This is a genomic window from Dactylosporangium sp. NPDC051485, assembly GCF_040682015.1.
GTDB lineage: Bacteria > Actinomycetota > Actinomycetes > Mycobacteriales > Micromonosporaceae > Dactylosporangium.
Genome location: NZ_JBFAZW010000013.1, coordinates 31,510 through 47,068 on the forward strand (window position 1 = coordinate 31,510; position 15,559 = coordinate 47,068).

Here is a 15,559-nt window from a genome sequence, read left to right on the forward strand (position 1 = left end):
CGGCGACGGACAGTCGATCCTGCAGGAACGCCACGTCGTCCAGCACGCGATGGCGTGACGTATCTGCGGTCGGCACGACCCCGATCAGCCATCGCTCGGGCAGGGTGCCGTCCGCGGCCCGGGCGGACCCGCAGGAGTACGACTATCGGCCGAGGACTTGCCGCAGGCTGGCGTGCGGGGTCAGATCGAGGCGGCGTAGGAGCTGGGCGTTGAGCGCGACGACGACGGTGGACAACGACATCAGGATCGCGCCGACGGACATCGGCAGGACCAGCCCGACCGGGGCCAGCAGGCCGGCGGCGAGGGGCACGGAGAGCAGGTTGTATCCGGCGGCCCACCACAGGTTCTGCCGCATCTTGCGGTAGCTGGCCCGGGAGAGGGCGATCACCGACAGGACAGAGCGCGGGTCGGAGCTGGCGAGGATGACTCCGGCGGAGGCGATCGCGACGTCGGTGCCGGCGCCGATGGCGATGCCGACGTCGGCTTGGGCCAGCGCCGGGGCGTCGTTGACGCCGTCGCCGACCATGGCGACCTTCTTGCCCTCGTGCTGGAGCTCGGCGACCTTGGCGGACTTGTCCTCGGGGTGGACGCCGGCGAAGACCCGGTCGATGCCGAGCTGGTCGCCGACATGGTGGGCGACGGCCTCGGCGTCACCGGTGATCATCACGACCTCGACGCCGAGCCTGTGGAGGGCGTCGACCGCGTCGCGGGATTCGGGGCGTACCTCGTCGGCGAGCTGGAGCCCACCGATGACGGTGCCGTCGCGGACGACATGCAGGATGATCGCACCCTGTTCACGCCAGGCGGCAGCCGTGTGGATCTCGGTGGCGCCGAGCTGGTCGAGCAGGCGGGGACCGCCGACGCGGATCTCGTGACTGCCGACGGTGGCGGTGACGCCGACGGCCGGAGACGAGGTGAACCCGGTCGCCTTCGGCACGGACAGGCCGTGGTGTTTGGCGGCGCGGACGATCGCGCGGGCCAGCGGATGTTCGCTGTCGGTCTCCGCGGCGGCCGCGAGGGCCAGGACCGTGTCGCTGTCCAGGTCGCCGGTGGGTTCGATGGCAGTGACGGTCGGTTCGCCCTTGGTGAGGGTGCCGGTCTTGTCGAACAGGACCGCGTCGACGGTTCGCATGCTCTCCAGCGCGAGCCGGTCCTTGATGAGGACACCACCGCGGGCGGCGCGTTCGGTCGCGATCGACACCACCAGGGGGATGGCCAGCCCGAGCGCGTGGGGGCAGGCGATGACCAGCACGGTGATCGTGCGGATGACGCCGGTGTCGGGGTCTCCGACGACGGCCCAGACCATCGCGGTGATCGCTGCCGCGCCGAGGGCGAACCAGAACAGCAGGGCGGCGGCGCGGTCGGCGATGCGCTGGGCGCGGGAGGTGGACCTCTGCGCCTCGGCGACCAGCCGCTGGATGCCGGCCAGGGTGGTGTCGTCGCCGGTCGCGGTGATCTCGACGCGCAGGCCGGAGTCGGTCGCGACCGTGCCGGCGGTGACCGTGTCCCCGATACCGCGGGCGACCGGTTTCGATTCGCCGGTGACCAGCGATTCGTCCATGTCGGCGCGGCCGTCGACGATCCTGCCATCGGCGGGGACGCTGCCACCGGGCCGTACGATGACCACGTCCCCGACTCGCAGGTCGGACGGCGCCACCGTGACGGTGTGCTCGCCCTCGACCTTCTCCGCCTGGTCGGGCAGCAGCGCGGCGAGCGAGTCCAGCGCGGAGGTGGTCTGCGCGAGCGAGCGCATCTCGATCCAGTGACCGAGCAGCATGATCACGATGAGCAGGGCCAGTTCCCACCAGAAGTCCAGCTCGTGGTCGAGCCAGCCGGCGCTGGCGCCCCAGGACGCGGCGAACGCGACGGTGATCGCTAGGCCGATCAGCAGCATCATCCCGGGTTTGCGGGTGCGGACTTCGCTGATCGCGCCGGTGAGGAACGGCCACCCGCCCCAGAGGTACATGACGGTGCCCAGCAGCGGGGCGATCCACTCGACGCCTGGCAGGTCGGGGAGCTCGTACCCGATCAGCATCGCGAAACCGCTGGAAGCGGCGACCACGGGAGCGGCAAGGATCAGGTTGATCCAGAACAGCTTCTGGAACTGGCCGGCGTGATCACCATGCCCACCATGGCCGGCATGTTCGCCGTGATGGTCATGACCGTGGTGGTCGTCGTGGCCGGGATGTCCGGTGGTGTGGTCGGTGTGGTGCTCGTGTGCGTCCAGCTCGTTCATGGATTCCTCCGGCAAGGCGGGGTCGAGCGGCGGGGTCACGCGATGTTCAAGGGGCCGGGTTTCAGGCGGCGATGCCGCTGCGGCCACGTGCGGGTCCGCGACGGCTCGAGCGTCACGGACCCGCGTGCCAAGTGTTACGCCGAGATCGCGTACCGCTTCGGGTCGGCGTCGAACAGCGGGCCGCAGCCGGCGCAGCAGAACCAGTAGCGGTTGCCCTCGTAGTCGCGGAACAGGCCCGCGGCCTCGGCGACGCTCTTGACCACGAGGTTGCCCGCCATGACGGGGCAGGTCGCCGAGTCCTGCGACGACGCGGAGGGCGTGGCCGCCGGAGCCGAGGCGGCCTTGCCGCCACCGCAGCAGGAGGACGTGCTGGCGACGGGCAGATCGTTCGACATGGTGTCGTTCCCTTTTCTACTTGGGTGGTGGATGCCGGCGGTAGCGCCGGTCAGTGAGCGACGGTGGTGGATGCCGGCGGTGGCGCCGGTCGGTGGGCGACGGTGGCGGTGCCGGCCGTGCTGGTGAAGCCGCGCAGGCGCAGGCTGTTGCCGACGACGAAGACGCTGGAGAAGGCCATGGCCGCGCCGGCGAGCATCGGGTTGAGCAGGCCCAGCGCCGCGATCGGGACGGCGGCCACGTTGTAGGCGAACGCCCAGAACAGGTTCGACTTGATCGTAGCCAGGGTCCGGCGGGACAAGCGGATCGCGTCGACGGCGCTGCGTAGGTCGCCGCGCACCAGGGTGATGTCGGATGCCTCGATCGCGACATCGGTGCCGGTGCCCATCGCCAGACCCAGGTCGGCCTGGGCCAGAGCGGGCGCGTCGTTGACGCCGTCGCCGACCATCGCGACCGTCTTGCCCTCACCCTGCAGCTTCGTGATCACGTCGGCCTTGTCCTTGGGCAGGACCTCGGCGATCACCTGGTCGATACCGACCTCGGCGGCGATCTGCCGGGCGACGGCCCGGTTGTCGCCGGTGAGCAGGACCGGGGTCAGCCCGAGCCGCTTGAGGTCGGCGATCGCCTGGGAACTGGTCGGCTTGACCATGTCGGCGACCACCAGGACACCGCGCACCCGGCCGTCCCAGCCGGCCACGACCACGGTCTTGCCCTCACCCTCCGCCTGGGCCTTGGCCAGGGCGAGTTCGCCGGACAGGTGCTGGCCGTGCTCGGCCAGCAACGACTCGCGGCCGGCCACCACCCGGTGGCCGTCGACGGTGCCGCGCACACCCTTGCCCTCGACGTTGCGGAACTCGTGAACCTCCGGCAGGGCACCGGTCCGCTGGGTGGCCGCCTTGGCGATGGCCTGGGCGATCGGGTGCTCGGAGGCATCCTCCAGGGCGCCGGCCAGGCGCAGCAGCTCGTCGCGGCCGGTCCCGGGCTCGGTGAGCACCTCGACCAGGGTCATCTTGCCGGTGGTGACGGTGCCGGTCTTGTCCAGCACGACGGTGTCGACCTTGCGAGTGGACTCGAGCACCTCCGGGCCCTTGATCAGGATGCCCATCTGCGCGCCGCGGCCGGTGCCGACCAGCAGCGCGGTCGGGGTGGCCAGGCCGAGCGCGCAGGGGCACGCAATCACCAGGACCGCGACGGCGGCGGTGAACGCGGCGGACACCGGGAATCCGGCGCCCAGCCACGCGCCGAGCGCGACGAACGCGATCACGATGACGATCGGGACGAACACGCCGGAGATCCGGTCGGCCAGGCGCTGTACCTCGGCCTTGCCGGTCTGCGCGTCCTCGACCAGCTTCGCCATCTGCGCGAGCTGCGTGTCCGAGCCGACCCGGGTGGCCTTGACGACCAGGCGGCCGCCGGCGTTGACGGTGGCGCCGGTGACCGGGTCACCCGGACCGACCTCGACCGGTACCGATTCCCCGGTCAGCATCGAGGCGTCCACCGCCGACGTGCCGGAAACCACGGTCCCATCGGTGGCGATCTTCTCGCCCGGCCGGATGACGAACTCGTCGCCGATCCGCAGGTCCTCGACTGGAATCTTCACCTCGGCGCCGCCGCGCAGCACCGAGACCTCTTTCGCGCCGAGCTCCAGCAGCGCGCGCAGGGCCGCGCCGGCCTGCCGCTTCGAGCGTTGCTCGAAGTAGCGGCCGCCGAGGATGAACATCGTGACCCCGGACGCGACCTCCAGGTAGATGTTCGCGGCGCCGTCGGACGGGGCGAGGGTGAGCGCAAACGGGTGTGTCATGCCCGGCTCGCCGGCGGTGCCGAAGAACAGCGCGTACAGCGACCACAGGAAGGCGCTGAGCGTGCCCATCGAGATCAGCGTGTCCATCGTCGCCGTGCCGTGCCGCAGGTTCGCCCACGCGGCACGGTGGAACGGCCAGGCCGCCCACACGATCACCGGCGCCGCCAGGGTCAGCGACGCCCACTGCCAGTACGTGAACTGCAACGCCGGAATCATCGCCATCGCGATCACCGGCACGCTCAGCGCCACCGCGCCGACCAGCCGGTCCCGCAGCGGCCGCAGCTCGTGGTCCGGCTCCCCCGCCTCGTCGGCGCCGGCCGAACCGGTCTTCGGCGCCGGCAGTGCGGCGGTGTAGCCGGTCTTCTCCACCTCGGCGATCAGCGCGGCCGGGTCGTACCCGTCCGGCACCGTCACCTTCGCCTTCTCGGTGGCGTAGTTGACCGTCGCGGAGACCCCGTCGAGCTTGTTCAGCTTCTTCTCGATGCGCATCGCGCACGACGCGCAGGTCATCCCGCCGATCTCCAGCTCGACGAACTGGCCCCCGACCAGGGGCGCGGATGTGGTCATCCGGAGTCTCCCTTCTGTTGCCCGACCCGGGTGTGGTCACCGGGTCAGTGCCCGGAGTGCCCGTGGCTGTTGGAACCGGCCGACGGGCTCGGGCCGGGGTTGGGGGTGACGGTCGTTGCGCCGGTGGCTGCGACGAGCACGAACTCGGCGGTGTGCACCTGCTTGTCGACCTGGAAGTCCAGGTACAGCAGGTACCGGCCGCCGGTCGGCACCGCTGCGGCGAACCGGATCGTCGGCCCGGCCCGGTCCTGCGGTGCGGGATCGGCGGTCTCCGCGTGCACGTGCAGGTAGCCCAGATCGCCCTCACGCAACGCGACCAGGTGACCGAACGAGCCCAGGTACGGCTCCAGCGTGGTGACCGGCCTGCCGTCCTTGGTGACCGTGATGGCCAGATCGCCGGTCGCGCCCGCAGCCAGCTCCCCCGTGATCGTCACGTGGTAGCCGTCGACGTCATCCGACGCCCGGGAGTCCGGCTGCGTGACCGGCGTGAAGGCGCCGGCGACCTGTACCGTCCGCGTCAGCGTGATCGCCGGGGCGTTGCGGGTGCCAGCGGGTACGAAGTCGGCGAACACTCGATAGGTGCCGGCCTGCGCCCACTGCCACGGGATCGACCAGGTCCCTGACGCATCCATGTCCGGGTGCACATGCCGGAACTGCGAGCCGTCGGCGCGTACCACGATCAGGTGCAGCTTCTTCTCGTGCGAGGGCGCGAACCCGGTCACCGCCGTACCGGTTGCGTCCACGACCCGGAACGACAGCGTCCCGGCGACCTCGCTGGCCTGCGGCGCCGTGACCGGCGACAGCGTGAGTCCGTCGGTTGCCAGGCTCAGCCCCCGCACCCCGTCCAGCGACGAAGCGGAGGCGTTACCAGGGGTCATGTCCATGCCGCCGTGGCCGGCCGAAGCGGCGCTCCGGCTCTTCCAGCCCGCCACCGCGCTGTCCGGGACCACGGCGGCCGCCGTGGCGAACGCGGCGCCGAACGCCACGGCCACTCCCCCGGCGTACAGGCCCAGCCGTCCCGCCGCGTTCATCAGAGACGCTCCGCGCGGTATCCGGCTTCGTCCACCGCGGCCAGCACCAGCGCGTCGTCTACCGGTCCCGGGCCGGTGACCACCAGCCGTCCGGTCGCCGCGCTCACGTCGAGCGCCTCCACGCCGGGCACCTGACCGACCTCGCTGCGGATCGCGTGCTCGCAGTGCGAGCACGTCATGCCGGTCACCTGGTATTCGGTCGTCGCCATCACGGCCTCCCCTCCGCCTTGATACCCCCACTGGGTATTGGCACAACAAGGAAGGTATACCCCCTGGGGGTAGTCTGCAAATGGCCGGCGATGCCCGGACGATGTGCGGTGGCTCACTGCTCGTAGCAGGGCGAGGCGAGGCGCGGGTGCCCCGCCACGACGCGCGCGACGGGGCACCCGCGGCGGTCACGACAGCCGGGCGACGATCTTCTGCATCGTGGCGATCTCGGCCTGCTGCGCGGTGATGATCTGCTGCGCGAGGGCTTTCGCGTCGGCGTTGGTGCCGTTGGCCAGTTCCTGGTTGGCCATGGTGATGGCGCCCTGGTGGTGGGCGATCATCATGGTGCAGAACTGCTTGTCGAAGTCCTTGCCGCTGGCCGCCCTGAGTCTGGCCATGTCGGCGTCGGACATCATGCCCGGCATGGCCGACGGTCCGGACATGCCCGGCATGGCGCCGTGATCCATGCCGCCCATGCCGTCGCTCATCGCCGGGGCGGGCTTACCCCAGGCGGTCAGCCAGCCCTGCATGGTCTGGATCTCCGGGTCCTGGGCGGCCTTGATCTGGCCGGCGAGGGTCTTGACCTCGGGGTCGGCGGCGCGGGTGTCGGCGAGCGCGGCCATCTGCACGGCCTGCTGGTGGTGCGGGATCATCATCTGGGCGAACATCACGTCGGCGTTGTTGAACGCGGCGGCGCTCGACGTGCCACCGCCGGCCGGGGTGGTGGCGGCCGGGTGCATGCCCGGCGTCTGATCGTGCCCACCGCCGCAGGCGGCGAGGAGCAGGGCTGTGGCAAGGGCGGCGCCGGCCATGACGGCACGGCGCACGGCAGTGCGCTGCATGATGTGGTGAACCTTCCGGTGTCGAAACGGGACCTGCACGAAACGCTGCGGCACGGACACCGGCGCAGGGCCGGTGTCGTGCGGGCGTCCTATGTGCGCAGGACCGACACCGTGGCGAGCGTGAGGCCGACCAGGCGGGGCGGCGGAGCGCGGGGAGCCGCGCACCGGGCGCGCCGGCCGCGGGCCGTCGTGAGGCTGGCGCGGCGGCGGGTGAACAGCATCGCGGCCAGGACGACGATGGCGAACGCCACCAGGATCGCCAGGCAGACGGCCCAGTCGCCCATGCCGCCGCGTTCGTGCCCGGCCGTGGCCAGCAGCCGACCGCAGTCGTCGCCGTCGCAGCCCGTGACGGCGCCGATGACGGCAGCGATCGGCATGACGGTGGAGTGCTCGGCCGCCGGCGCGTGCCGGTGATCGCCGATCATGTGCGGGCCGGCATGGCCGAGCGTGTGCATGGCGGCCAGGCCGAGGAGGGTGGCGAGCAGCAGGACGAGCCGGGCGGCTCGCCCGACCGTGCCGTTGCCCACCTGCGCCATGCCGTTCACGGTACCGGCCGGCGATCGCTGGCCGCATGCGGGCCGCGTCCGGATCGCCCGGCAAACGATACCCGGCTAACCTGGCCTGATGGCCGCCGACCTGCCCGCGTTCGAGTTTGCCTTCCCTGGTCCGCTGCGCGACACGCTGGTCGCCGCTGTGCTCGACGGGACGAAGACGTCCACCACCGCCCTGCTCCAGGACTATGAGATCGAAGACGAGGCGTTACCGGTCGTGGGTGCCCGGGCGGCGGTGGTCGACTCCGCCGGCCGCCGGGTCGCGGTCATCGAGGTGACCGAGGTCCGGATCAGCCGGCTGGGTGATGTCGACGTCGAGCACGCCCGCGACGAAGGTGAAGGGGACGACTCGGTCGCGGACTGGCGAGCCGGGCACGAGAGGTTCTGGCACGGGGCGGACTACCGGAGTTGGTTGGGCATCCCGGACTTCACGGTGCACGACAACACGCCCGTCGTACTGCAGCGGTTCCGCCTGGTCGCGGCGCTCTGACCGCTGCACGGACCCATCGCGCTGACCGCGCGGCAGGACACCCGGCGCCGGCCAATGGCCCGGATGCCAGGTCGAGGAGATGCAGCGGAGCGTTCAGGGGCGCTGGGCCCGCCGCCGACGCCCCTCGGCGGCGGGCCTGCGCCGGCGGAAGGTTTCAGGCCGTGGTGGGCTTCGCCGCGGCGAGCGCCTCGCGTACGACCTGCGCGCTCGCCGGTGTACCGGGAAGTACCCCGATCGTGCCGTAAGGGATCCCGTAGACCGGGGTGTCCCGCTGGGCGCGCCAGTTCTCGGCGAGCGGGCCGGCGTCCACGGCGTCGAAGCCGAGGCTGTCGAGCAGCTCGGTGACCGCCTGCTTGGCGGCCGCGTCGTCACCGGCGATCGGCAGCGCCGACCGGTCCGCGCTGCCCGCCGGGCGCGCCAGGGACCGCAGGTGCTCGGACCAGATGTTGTTGAATCCCTTCACCACGCGGGCTTCCGAGAGGTGCTGCTGCAGCAGCTCACCGGTGGTGCTGGAGCCGTCCTCCAGCTCGTCGAAGACGCCGTCGCGCTCCGGGTAGTAGTTGTTGGTGTCGATGACCACCTTGCCGGCGAGGGGCTCCGCCGGGACGTCCCGGTAGGCCCGCAGCGGCACGGTCACCACCACGATGTCGCCGGCCGCAGCCGCCTCCGCGGGGGTCGCGGCGCGCGCCTGCGGCCCCAGCTCGGACACCAGGTCCTGGAGGGTCTGCGGGCCACGCGAGTTGCTCAGCACCACGTCGTGACCGGCGGCGACCGCAAGCCGCGCCACGGTGCTGCCGATGTTGCCGCTGCCGATGAGTCCGATCGTCGTCATGGCAGGGCGAACCTCGGCGATCTTCACCCGATTCCGGCCGGCGGCACACCGTGACGGATGACACACCGACCGGCCGGGTACTTAGTGGCCGATGCCAGCGATCGGCTGCGGCGGTACTGCCGGGTCCGGACCCGGGTCGGCTTCGACCGACATGCTCGCCCAGCCGCGCCTGCTGCGGTAGGCGCCGACGAGCCGGCAGATGAGATAGATGGCGAAGGAGATGGTGGTGACGTACGGGCTGATCGGGATGCTGCTACCGAGGGCGAGCAGGATGCCGCCCACCATCGAGCCGACCGCGAAGACGACGCTGAGCAGGGTGACCAGCACGGGCGAGGCGGTGACGCGCATGGCCGCGGCCGCCGGGGTGCACACGATGCTGAGCACCAGCAGCGCGCCGACGACCTGTACCGACATCGCCACGGTGAGGCCGAGCAGCAGCATGAACACCGTTGACAGCGCGGCGACCGGTACACCCCGGCCGGCCGCGAGTTCGGGGTCGGTGCTGGCGAAGCTCAACGGGCGCCAGATCAGCGCCAGGCCGAGCAGCACGATCGCCGACGTCACCACCAGCCACGACAGCTGCGGCGTGTCGACCGCCACGATCTGCCCGGTCAGCAGCCCGAACTTGTTCGCCGCCCGGCCCTTGTAGAGCGCGAGGAACAGCACCCCGAGTCCGAGACCGAAGGGCATCAGCACGCCGATGATCGAGTTGCGGTCCCGGGCCCGGTTGCCCAGCGCGCCGATGACCACGGCGGCCAGGACCGAGCCGAACAGGGAGCCCGCCACGACGTTCACGCCCAGCAGCAGCGCGCCCGACGCGCCGGCGAACGACAGCTCGCTGATGCCGTGCGCGGCGAACGGCAGGTCGCGCTTCATGACGAAGGTGCTGATCAGTCCGCCGACCACGCCGAGGATCGCACCGGCGATGAGTGAGTTGTGCACGAGCGCCAGCAGTTGCGGGTAGTCGGCGAAGTTGAAGATCTGGTGCCAGATATCGGGGGTGCCCGCAGCCCGCGCGAGTTGCGTGGCGCTCATGCGGCACTCGTGGCATGCGCCGGGGCATGATGGGCGTCCGACGCGGCTTCGGGGAGGCCGGCGACCACGATCCGTCCTCCGGTGTGGATCACGTCGATGGGCATGCCGTACAGCTCGCTCAGTGTGGCGGAGTTGAGCACCTGGTCGACGGAGCCGACCCGGAACTGGCCGCCGGCCAGGTAGAGGACCCGGTCGACGTACGGCAGCACCGGGTTGATCTCGTGGGTGACGAAGACCACCGCGGTGCTGCTGGTCCGGCGACGGCTGTCCACGAGGGCGGTGACGGTGCGCTGGCTGCGCATGTCGAGCGAGAGCAGGGGCTCGTCGCAGAGCAACAGCTTCGGGTCGGCGACGAGGGCCTGCGCGATCCGGACGCGCTGCTGCTCGCCGCCGGAGAGCAGTCCGATCGGCATGTCCGCGAACCTGCTCGCGCCCACCGCGGCCAGGACCGCGTCGATCCGCCTCCGGCGACCGGGCCCCGGCCAGCCGGTGCCCCACCGGTGGCCGTCGAGTCCTTGGCCGACGACGTCGCGGACGCGCAGCGGGACCAGCGGATCGATGTGGCGCTGCTGCGGCACGTATCCGACGTCGTCGCGGCGCTGCCGGGGCGGGTGCCCGGCGACCAGGAGCGTGCCGCTGTCGAGCCGCTGCAGGCCCAGCACGGCGCGCAGCAGGCTGGTCTTGCCGGAGCCGTTCGCGCCGAGTACCGCCACGAACTCGCCGGGCTCGACCCGCAGGTTCAGTCCCTGCCACAGGCGGCGCCGGCCGTAGCCCAGCGACGCGTCGCGCAACGCCAGTGCCGGGGCACTGGCGCGCGCGGCGCCGGTCACTGCCGGTGTGGTACGGGTACTCATCGCAGCGCGGTCTCGATCGCCGTCAGGTTGCTGTTCATCCACGACAGATAGTCCTTACCGTCGGGCAGGGTCTCGGTCACCGGCACGACTGCGACGTTGGCCGCCTTGGCCGCGTTGAGCACCTTCTGCGTCTGCGGACCCTTGGTCTGCTCGTTGTAGGCCAGCAACGCGACCTCCTTGTGCGCAAAGAGATCGAGCGTCTTGTGCAACACGTTCGCCGGTACGTCGGTGCCTTCCTCGATCGCCTCGCTGAACTCGCCCGGCGTCTTGTTCACCAGCCCGCACGCCTCCAGCATGTACAGCGGCACCGGCTCGGTGACGGCCACCCCCACGCCGGTGTGGGCGGCCTTGATCGCCGCTTCCCTGGCCTGCAGCTGCTGGACCTTCTGCTGGAACGCGGTGGCGTTGGCCGCGAAGGTCGCCGCGCCCGCCGGGTCGGCCTCGGCCAGCGCGGCCGCCAGCTGGTCGGCGAGCTTCTGCACGGTCGGGAAGTCGTACCAGACGTGCTCGTTGAGCTCCTTGCCGCCCGTGGCGGTCCGGCCCGAGATGTCGACGACGTTGAGCACCTTCGGGGCGCCGCCGGACGCCTTCAGCATGGTGTCGACGAAGTCGTCGTAGCCGCCCCCGTTCTCAATGACCACCTTGGCCTTCGACAGCTCCAGCTGGGTACGGGTGTTCGCCTCATACGAGTGCGGGTCGGCGTCAGGGCTGCTGATGATCGACGTGATTGCGGCTCTGTCCCCGGCGATCTGCTTGACGATGTCGCCGTAGACATTGGTCGACGCGACGACCGACACCGTCGCCCCGCCGGCCGGGCTGGCCGGTGCCGCGGCGGGCCGCTCCGGCGAGGACGAACCACACGCCGCCAGCACCATCGCCAGCGACAGCGCGCCGGCCGCCCGCCACCCCACACCTCGACGTACCACGACGGTATACCTACCCTTCGTCAGTAATCCATAATGAAATTCGTTTTCAGGAGGACCTTAGGTCACGTCACCGCCGCGAGCAAGCCGGCGGTCGCACTCCCGCTCGCCGCCGCGCAAGACGCTCCATCGCATTGCCACAGGCGCATAGCTGCATGCAAAAGTCGCCACCGCACGGTCGGTTGCCGTTCGGCGGTTCCGCTTGACTCTGGAAATGGAAACCGATACCAACAAGGCATGAAAGCCGCGTTTGTCGGCAAGGGTGGCAGTGGCAAGACCACCCTCGCCGCACTGTTCTGTCGTTTCCTCGCGGTCCAGGACGCCCCGCGCGTGCTGGCCTTCGATGCCGATATCAACCAGCACCTGGCCGTCGCGCTCGGTGCCGGCCCGGACGAGGCGGCGTTGCTGCCCGCGCTCGGGGATCACGTGGAGGAGATCAAGGAGTACCTGCGCGGCGACAACCCGCGGATCCCGTCGGCCGCGGCGATGCTGAAGACCACGCCGCCCGGGCCGGGCTCGCGGATCGTGCGCGTGGCCGAGCCGAATCCGCTGTACGAGCGGCTCGTGCGCCCGATCCGCGGGGTGCGCCTCGCCGTCACCGGGCCCTTCGCCGCCGACGATCTCGGGGTGGCCTGTTACCACTCGAAGGTCGGGGCGGTGGAGCTGCTGCTCAACCACATGGCCGACGGGCCCGGCGAGTATGCCGTCATCGACATGACCGCGGGCGCCGACTCGTTCGCGTCCGGGCTGTTCACCCGGTTCGACTGCACGTTCCTCGTGTGCGAGCCGACGGTGCGCAGCGTCGGGGTGTATCGGCAGTACGCCGGCTATGCCCGCGACCACGGCGTGCGCATCGTCGTGGTCGGCAACAAGGTGGACGACGCCGAGGACGTGGCCTTCCTGCGGGCCGAGGCCGGCGACGACCTGCTGTGCTGGTTCGGCCGCTCCGGCTTCGTCAAGGCCGCTGAGCGCGGCCGGCACCTGCCGATCGACGAGCTCGAGCCGGCCAACGCCCGCGCCCTCGCCGATCTCAAGGCGGCGCTCGACGCGTCCGTCAAGGACTGGGCACGCTACGCCGAGCAGGCCGAGCAGTTCCACGTCCGCAACGCGCTGGCCTGGGGCAACGACCGCACCGGCGCCGACCTGACCGCCCAGATCGCCCCGGGCTTCACCCTGGCGCCGGCGACCGCCGCCGCGCGCTGAACATCGCACCGAGGAGGAGCACATGTCCCTGGACGTCCCCACCGCCCTGCTGGAGCGCGCCGAGGCCGGCCCGGTCGACGACGCCGAGTTCGTCGCCTGCGTGCGCGACTCGCTGCCGTACGCCTGGATGGTTATCAGCGGTGTCGTCGCCGATCTGCGCACCGGGGGCGGCGAGTTCGCCGACCACAGCGTGCCGCCGCCGAGCGAGGCCGAGCGGGGCCAGTTGCTGCGGGCGCTGGCCAGCGACGCCATCCGGGGCGGTCTGGAGCGGCACTTCGGTGTGACGCTCGCGTTCCAGAACTGCCACCGGGTCGCGGCGTTCGTGCCGCCGGCCGTGGGCGGCGAGCGTTATCGCGCGTTCGTGTCGCCGCGTGGCCAGCTGCTCAACCAGTCGCCGCAACTGCGGGACTGCTGAACCACGCCGCGGCGCCGGGCCGGTCGGCACCGGACCGGCGCCGCGGATCGCCTCGGCCGTGAGTTCCTGGCACCGCCGCGCCGCCTACACTGAGCCCCGCATCGCGACATATGCTGGGGTGGCCATGAATGACATGATCGGCGGCGCGGCCCGCAACACCCGGCAACGCTTCGAGGTCCTCGCGCTCCTGGACGAGATCACGGACTTCCGCACGCCGCAGCAGCTGCACGCGTTGCTGCGTCAGCGCGGGGCGCAGGTCGGCCTGACCACGGTGTACCGGACGCTGCAGCTGCTGCAGGACGCCGGTGAGGTCGACGCGACCCGGCTGCCGGGCGGCGAGCAGCTGTACCGCCGGTGCGGCGCCAGCCACCACCATCACCTCGTCTGCCGTTCCTGCAACGCCACCGTCGAGGTCCGCGGCCCGGCCGTGGAACGCTGGACCGAACGCATCGCGGCCGAACACGGCTTTACCGATATCGGGCACACCCTGGAGATCTTCGGCACCTGCTCCCGCTGCAGCCGCTGACCGCGGCGCGGACGGGCCGGGGGCGCCCCCGCCTGAGGACGCCCCCGCAGCGACGATCAGGTGCCGTACACCTGGAACTCGTACAGCGAGTAGCCGTACTGCGTCGCGCGCTGCGTGCCGTACACGCGCACGTAGCGCCCCGAGCCGGCGACGGTCAGGTCCTGCGCGCCGCCGGCGCCGGTGGTGGTGCTGTAGACGGTGCTCCAGGCAACGCCGTCGGCCGACGTCTGGATCTGGAAGGCCTTGGCGTAGGCCGCCTCCCAGTTCAGCACCACCCGGTTGACCTGGTGCACGGCGCCGAGGTCGACCTGCAGCCACTGCGGGTCGGCGAAGGCGCTGGACCAGCGGGTGGTGGCGCTGCCGTCGACGGCGTTGGCCGCGGACAGGCCCGCGTTCTCCACCGACGAGGCGGTGGCCGGGTGGCCCTGGGAGAGCGAGCCGCCGCCCCCTCCCCCGCCGCCCCCGCCGCCGGCCGCCGGGGTGGCCGTGACCTCGTTGGAGTTCGGGGAGCCGCCGGTGGCGTTGACCGCGTCGACGAAGTAGAAGTACTGCTTGCCGTTCTGCAGGCCGGTGTCGGTGAACGTGGTGACGCCCCCGGCGACGGTGCCGACCGGGGTGGTCGCCTCGCCGTCGGACTTCGTGCCGCGGTAGACGCGGTACGACGTCGGCGCGCCGGAGGTGCTGGCGGTCCACGTCAGCGTGGCCGAGGCGTTGCCCGGGGTGGCGCGCAGGTTCGTCGGGCCGCTCGGCGACGAGGCGCTCGCCGGCGTGACGATCAGCTCGTCCACTCTGGACAGTCCGTGGTCGGATACGGCGAACTGCTGCACCGAGTTGACCCCTGCGTGCAGCTGGACCTGCAGGGCCGAGTCCTGGTACACCTCGAAGCTCCCGGTGATCGGGAAGCTCTGCGTCGTCGTGATGACCGTGCCGTTGACCCGCAGGCCCATCTGCCGGTTGTTGACGCCCGGGAACAGCCCGCCCTGGAAGGCGTAGCGCCAGTCCAGCGTGTAGAGGCCGGTGGCCGGTACCACGACGTTGTTGAACGTCATGGTGCCCTCGGCGGAGTAGGCCATGTCGACGACCCGCCCGCCCGGCGAGGCGGCGCCGGAGGAGCCGAGCACCTGCGGGAACCAGCCGGTCAGGGTCTGGAACCAGTCGAAGCCGCCGAGCAGGGCGTCCTTGCAGTAGAAGACGAGCGAGTTGCCCGACGCCACGCCGGGCACGTTGCCACCGGTGCCGATGGGCGGCGGGGTCTTCGACGCGTCCTCGGCGGAGCGGGCCGACTCCCCGGCCGCGTTGACCGCGGTGACCTGGTAGAAGTAGATCGGCGTGGGGCTGAGGCCGGAGTCGGTGTACTCCGTGTCGGTGATGGTGGCGATCGGGGTGGCGCCCTCGGCGCCGGAGGCGGTGCCGCGATAGATGCGGTAGCTCGTGGCGCCCGGCACCGCGGGCCACTCGATGGTGATCGACGAGTCCGCGCCCGCGTGCAGCTCGAGATCCTCGGGCGCGGCGGGCACGTCGGCGGCCCGGGCCGGGGTGGCGGCCAGGCCGAGCGCGGACAGGACCAGCAGGACCGCGCCGGCGCGGGCGGCGCGCCGGGCGGCAGTGATGCGGGGTTCGTTCATGCCGACTCCATTGGGTAGTGGGCGGGCA

The 15,559-nt window shown here is 71.4% G+C and carries 16 protein-coding genes; 4 read left to right on the plus strand and 12 right to left on the minus strand.

Annotated features, from left to right (window positions below; all coding sequences use genetic code 11):
• Positions 1-142 precede the first annotated feature (142 nt).
• The 7 genes from AB0M46_RS09740 to AB0M46_RS09770 all read right to left on the minus strand — a co-directional run bounded on the left by AB0M46_RS09740 (position 143) and on the right by AB0M46_RS09770 (position 7,613).
• Positions 143-2,236, minus strand: coding sequence for a heavy metal translocating P-type ATPase (locus AB0M46_RS09740; RefSeq protein WP_363334301.1), 2,094 nt, complete (start codon positions 2,234-2,236; stop codon positions 143-145).
• A 134-nt stretch (positions 2,237-2,370) separates the two neighbouring features.
• Positions 2,371-2,631 carry a YHS domain-containing protein gene (locus tag AB0M46_RS09745; RefSeq protein ID WP_363334303.1) on the minus strand — a complete coding sequence of 87 codons (261 nt, stop codon included), beginning with the start codon at positions 2,629-2,631 and terminating at the stop codon, positions 2,371-2,373.
• Positions 2,632-2,681: 50 nt separating this feature from the next.
• A complete protein-coding gene (locus AB0M46_RS09750; protein ID WP_363334304.1) occupies positions 2,682-4,997 on the minus strand; it encodes a heavy metal translocating P-type ATPase in 2,316 nt (771 codons plus the stop codon).
• 44 nt (positions 4,998-5,041) lie between these two features.
• Entirely contained in the window at positions 5,042-6,028 is a 987-nt protein-coding gene (locus AB0M46_RS09755) for a hypothetical protein (protein WP_363334306.1), read from the minus strand.
• Positions 6,028-6,237, minus strand: coding sequence for a heavy metal-associated domain-containing protein (locus AB0M46_RS09760; RefSeq protein WP_363334308.1), 210 nt, complete (start codon positions 6,235-6,237; stop codon positions 6,028-6,030). The genes AB0M46_RS09755 and AB0M46_RS09760 overlap by 1 nt, the downstream gene beginning before the upstream one ends.
• A 186-nt stretch (positions 6,238-6,423) precedes the next feature.
• Positions 6,424-7,077 carry a DUF305 domain-containing protein gene (locus AB0M46_RS09765; protein WP_363334309.1) on the minus strand — a complete coding sequence of 218 codons (654 nt, stop codon included), beginning with the start codon at positions 7,075-7,077 and terminating at the stop codon, positions 6,424-6,426.
• 89 nt (positions 7,078-7,166) lie between these two features.
• Complete coding sequence (locus AB0M46_RS09770) at positions 7,167-7,613, minus strand: DUF6153 family protein (protein ID WP_363334311.1); 447 nt, start codon at positions 7,611-7,613, stop codon at positions 7,167-7,169.
• A gap of 88 nt (positions 7,614-7,701) precedes the next feature.
• Here AB0M46_RS09770 and AB0M46_RS09775 point away from each other — a divergent pair, with 88 nt between their 5' ends.
• Positions 7,702-8,118, plus strand: coding sequence for an ASCH domain-containing protein (locus AB0M46_RS09775; protein ID WP_363334313.1), 417 nt, complete (start codon positions 7,702-7,704; stop codon positions 8,116-8,118).
• 154 nt (positions 8,119-8,272) lie between these two features.
• Here the strand turns inward: AB0M46_RS09775 and AB0M46_RS09780 are convergent, their stop codons facing one another.
• From AB0M46_RS09780 to AB0M46_RS09795, 4 genes are read right to left on the minus strand one after another with little or no spacing between them, the layout of a single operon-like run.
• Positions 8,273-8,971, minus strand: a complete 699-nt coding sequence (locus AB0M46_RS09780; protein WP_363334474.1) for an NADPH-dependent F420 reductase — start codon at positions 8,969-8,971, stop codon at positions 8,273-8,275.
• Between the two features lie 60 nt (positions 8,972-9,031).
• Positions 9,032-9,985 carry a metal ABC transporter permease gene (locus AB0M46_RS09785; RefSeq protein WP_363334315.1) on the minus strand — a complete coding sequence of 318 codons (954 nt, stop codon included), beginning with the start codon at positions 9,983-9,985 and terminating at the stop codon, positions 9,032-9,034.
• Complete coding sequence (locus AB0M46_RS09790) at positions 9,982-10,815, minus strand: ABC transporter ATP-binding protein (protein ID WP_363334317.1); 834 nt, start codon at positions 10,813-10,815, stop codon at positions 9,982-9,984. Before AB0M46_RS09790 ends, AB0M46_RS09785 begins: the two co-directional genes overlap by 4 nt.
• A gap of 20 nt (positions 10,816-10,835) precedes the next feature.
• Positions 10,836-11,765 (minus strand): zinc ABC transporter substrate-binding protein, encoded by a 930-nt coding sequence (locus AB0M46_RS09795; RefSeq protein ID WP_363334318.1) that lies wholly within the window; start codon positions 11,763-11,765, stop codon positions 10,836-10,838.
• A gap of 234 nt (positions 11,766-11,999) precedes the next feature.
• On the opposite strand from AB0M46_RS09795, the gene AB0M46_RS09800 reads away from it, so the two are divergent.
• The 3 genes from AB0M46_RS09800 (at position 12,000) to AB0M46_RS09810 (ending at position 13,906) form a co-directional block, all read left to right on the plus strand.
• Positions 12,000-12,965, plus strand: a complete 966-nt coding sequence (locus tag AB0M46_RS09800) for an ATP-binding protein (protein WP_363334320.1) — start codon at positions 12,000-12,002, stop codon at positions 12,963-12,965.
• Between the two features lie 22 nt (positions 12,966-12,987).
• Positions 12,988-13,380, plus strand: coding sequence for an SCO5389 family protein (locus AB0M46_RS09805; protein ID WP_363334322.1), 393 nt, complete (start codon positions 12,988-12,990; stop codon positions 13,378-13,380).
• 124 nt (positions 13,381-13,504) lie between these two features.
• A complete protein-coding gene (locus AB0M46_RS09810; protein WP_363334324.1) occupies positions 13,505-13,906 on the plus strand; it encodes a transcriptional repressor in 402 nt (133 codons plus the stop codon).
• A gap of 56 nt (positions 13,907-13,962) precedes the next feature.
• Here the strand turns inward: AB0M46_RS09810 and AB0M46_RS09815 are convergent, their stop codons facing one another.
• Positions 13,963-15,531 carry a discoidin domain-containing protein gene (locus AB0M46_RS09815; protein ID WP_363334326.1) on the minus strand — a complete coding sequence of 523 codons (1,569 nt, stop codon included), beginning with the start codon at positions 15,529-15,531 and terminating at the stop codon, positions 13,963-13,965.
• Between the last annotated feature and the right edge of the window lie 28 nt (positions 15,532-15,559).

Excerpts from the sequence above, each read along its gene's own strand:
- AB0M46_RS09740 (WP_363334301.1), bottom strand. The coding sequence starts at position 2,236 with ATGAACGAGCTGGACGCACACGAGCACCACACCGACCACACCACCGGA.
- AB0M46_RS09745 (WP_363334303.1), bottom strand. The coding sequence starts at position 2,631 with ATGTCGAACGATCTGCCCGTCGCCAGCACGTCCTCCTGCTGCGGTGGC.
- AB0M46_RS09750 (WP_363334304.1), bottom strand. The coding sequence starts at position 4,997 with ATGACCACATCCGCGCCCCTGGTCGGGGGCCAGTTCGTCGAGCTGGAG.
- AB0M46_RS09755 (WP_363334306.1), bottom strand. The coding sequence starts at position 6,028 with ATGAACGCGGCGGGACGGCTGGGCCTGTACGCCGGGGGAGTGGCCGTG.
- AB0M46_RS09760 (WP_363334308.1), bottom strand. The coding sequence starts at position 6,237 with ATGGCGACGACCGAATACCAGGTGACCGGCATGACGTGCTCGCACTGC.
- AB0M46_RS09765 (WP_363334309.1), bottom strand. The coding sequence starts at position 7,077 with ATGCAGCGCACTGCCGTGCGCCGTGCCGTCATGGCCGGCGCCGCCCTT.
- AB0M46_RS09770 (WP_363334311.1), bottom strand. The coding sequence starts at position 7,613 with ATGGCGCAGGTGGGCAACGGCACGGTCGGGCGAGCCGCCCGGCTCGTC.
- AB0M46_RS09775 (WP_363334313.1), top strand. The coding sequence starts at position 7,702 with ATGGCCGCCGACCTGCCCGCGTTCGAGTTTGCCTTCCCTGGTCCGCTG.
- AB0M46_RS09785 (WP_363334315.1), bottom strand. The coding sequence starts at position 9,985 with ATGAGCGCCACGCAACTCGCGCGGGCTGCGGGCACCCCCGATATCTGG.
- AB0M46_RS09800 (WP_363334320.1), top strand. The coding sequence starts at position 12,000 with ATGAAAGCCGCGTTTGTCGGCAAGGGTGGCAGTGGCAAGACCACCCTC.
- AB0M46_RS09805 (WP_363334322.1), top strand. The coding sequence starts at position 12,988 with ATGTCCCTGGACGTCCCCACCGCCCTGCTGGAGCGCGCCGAGGCCGGC.
- AB0M46_RS09810 (WP_363334324.1), top strand. The coding sequence starts at position 13,505 with ATGAATGACATGATCGGCGGCGCGGCCCGCAACACCCGGCAACGCTTC.
- AB0M46_RS09815 (WP_363334326.1), bottom strand. The coding sequence starts at position 15,531 with ATGAACGAACCCCGCATCACTGCCGCCCGGCGCGCCGCCCGCGCCGGC.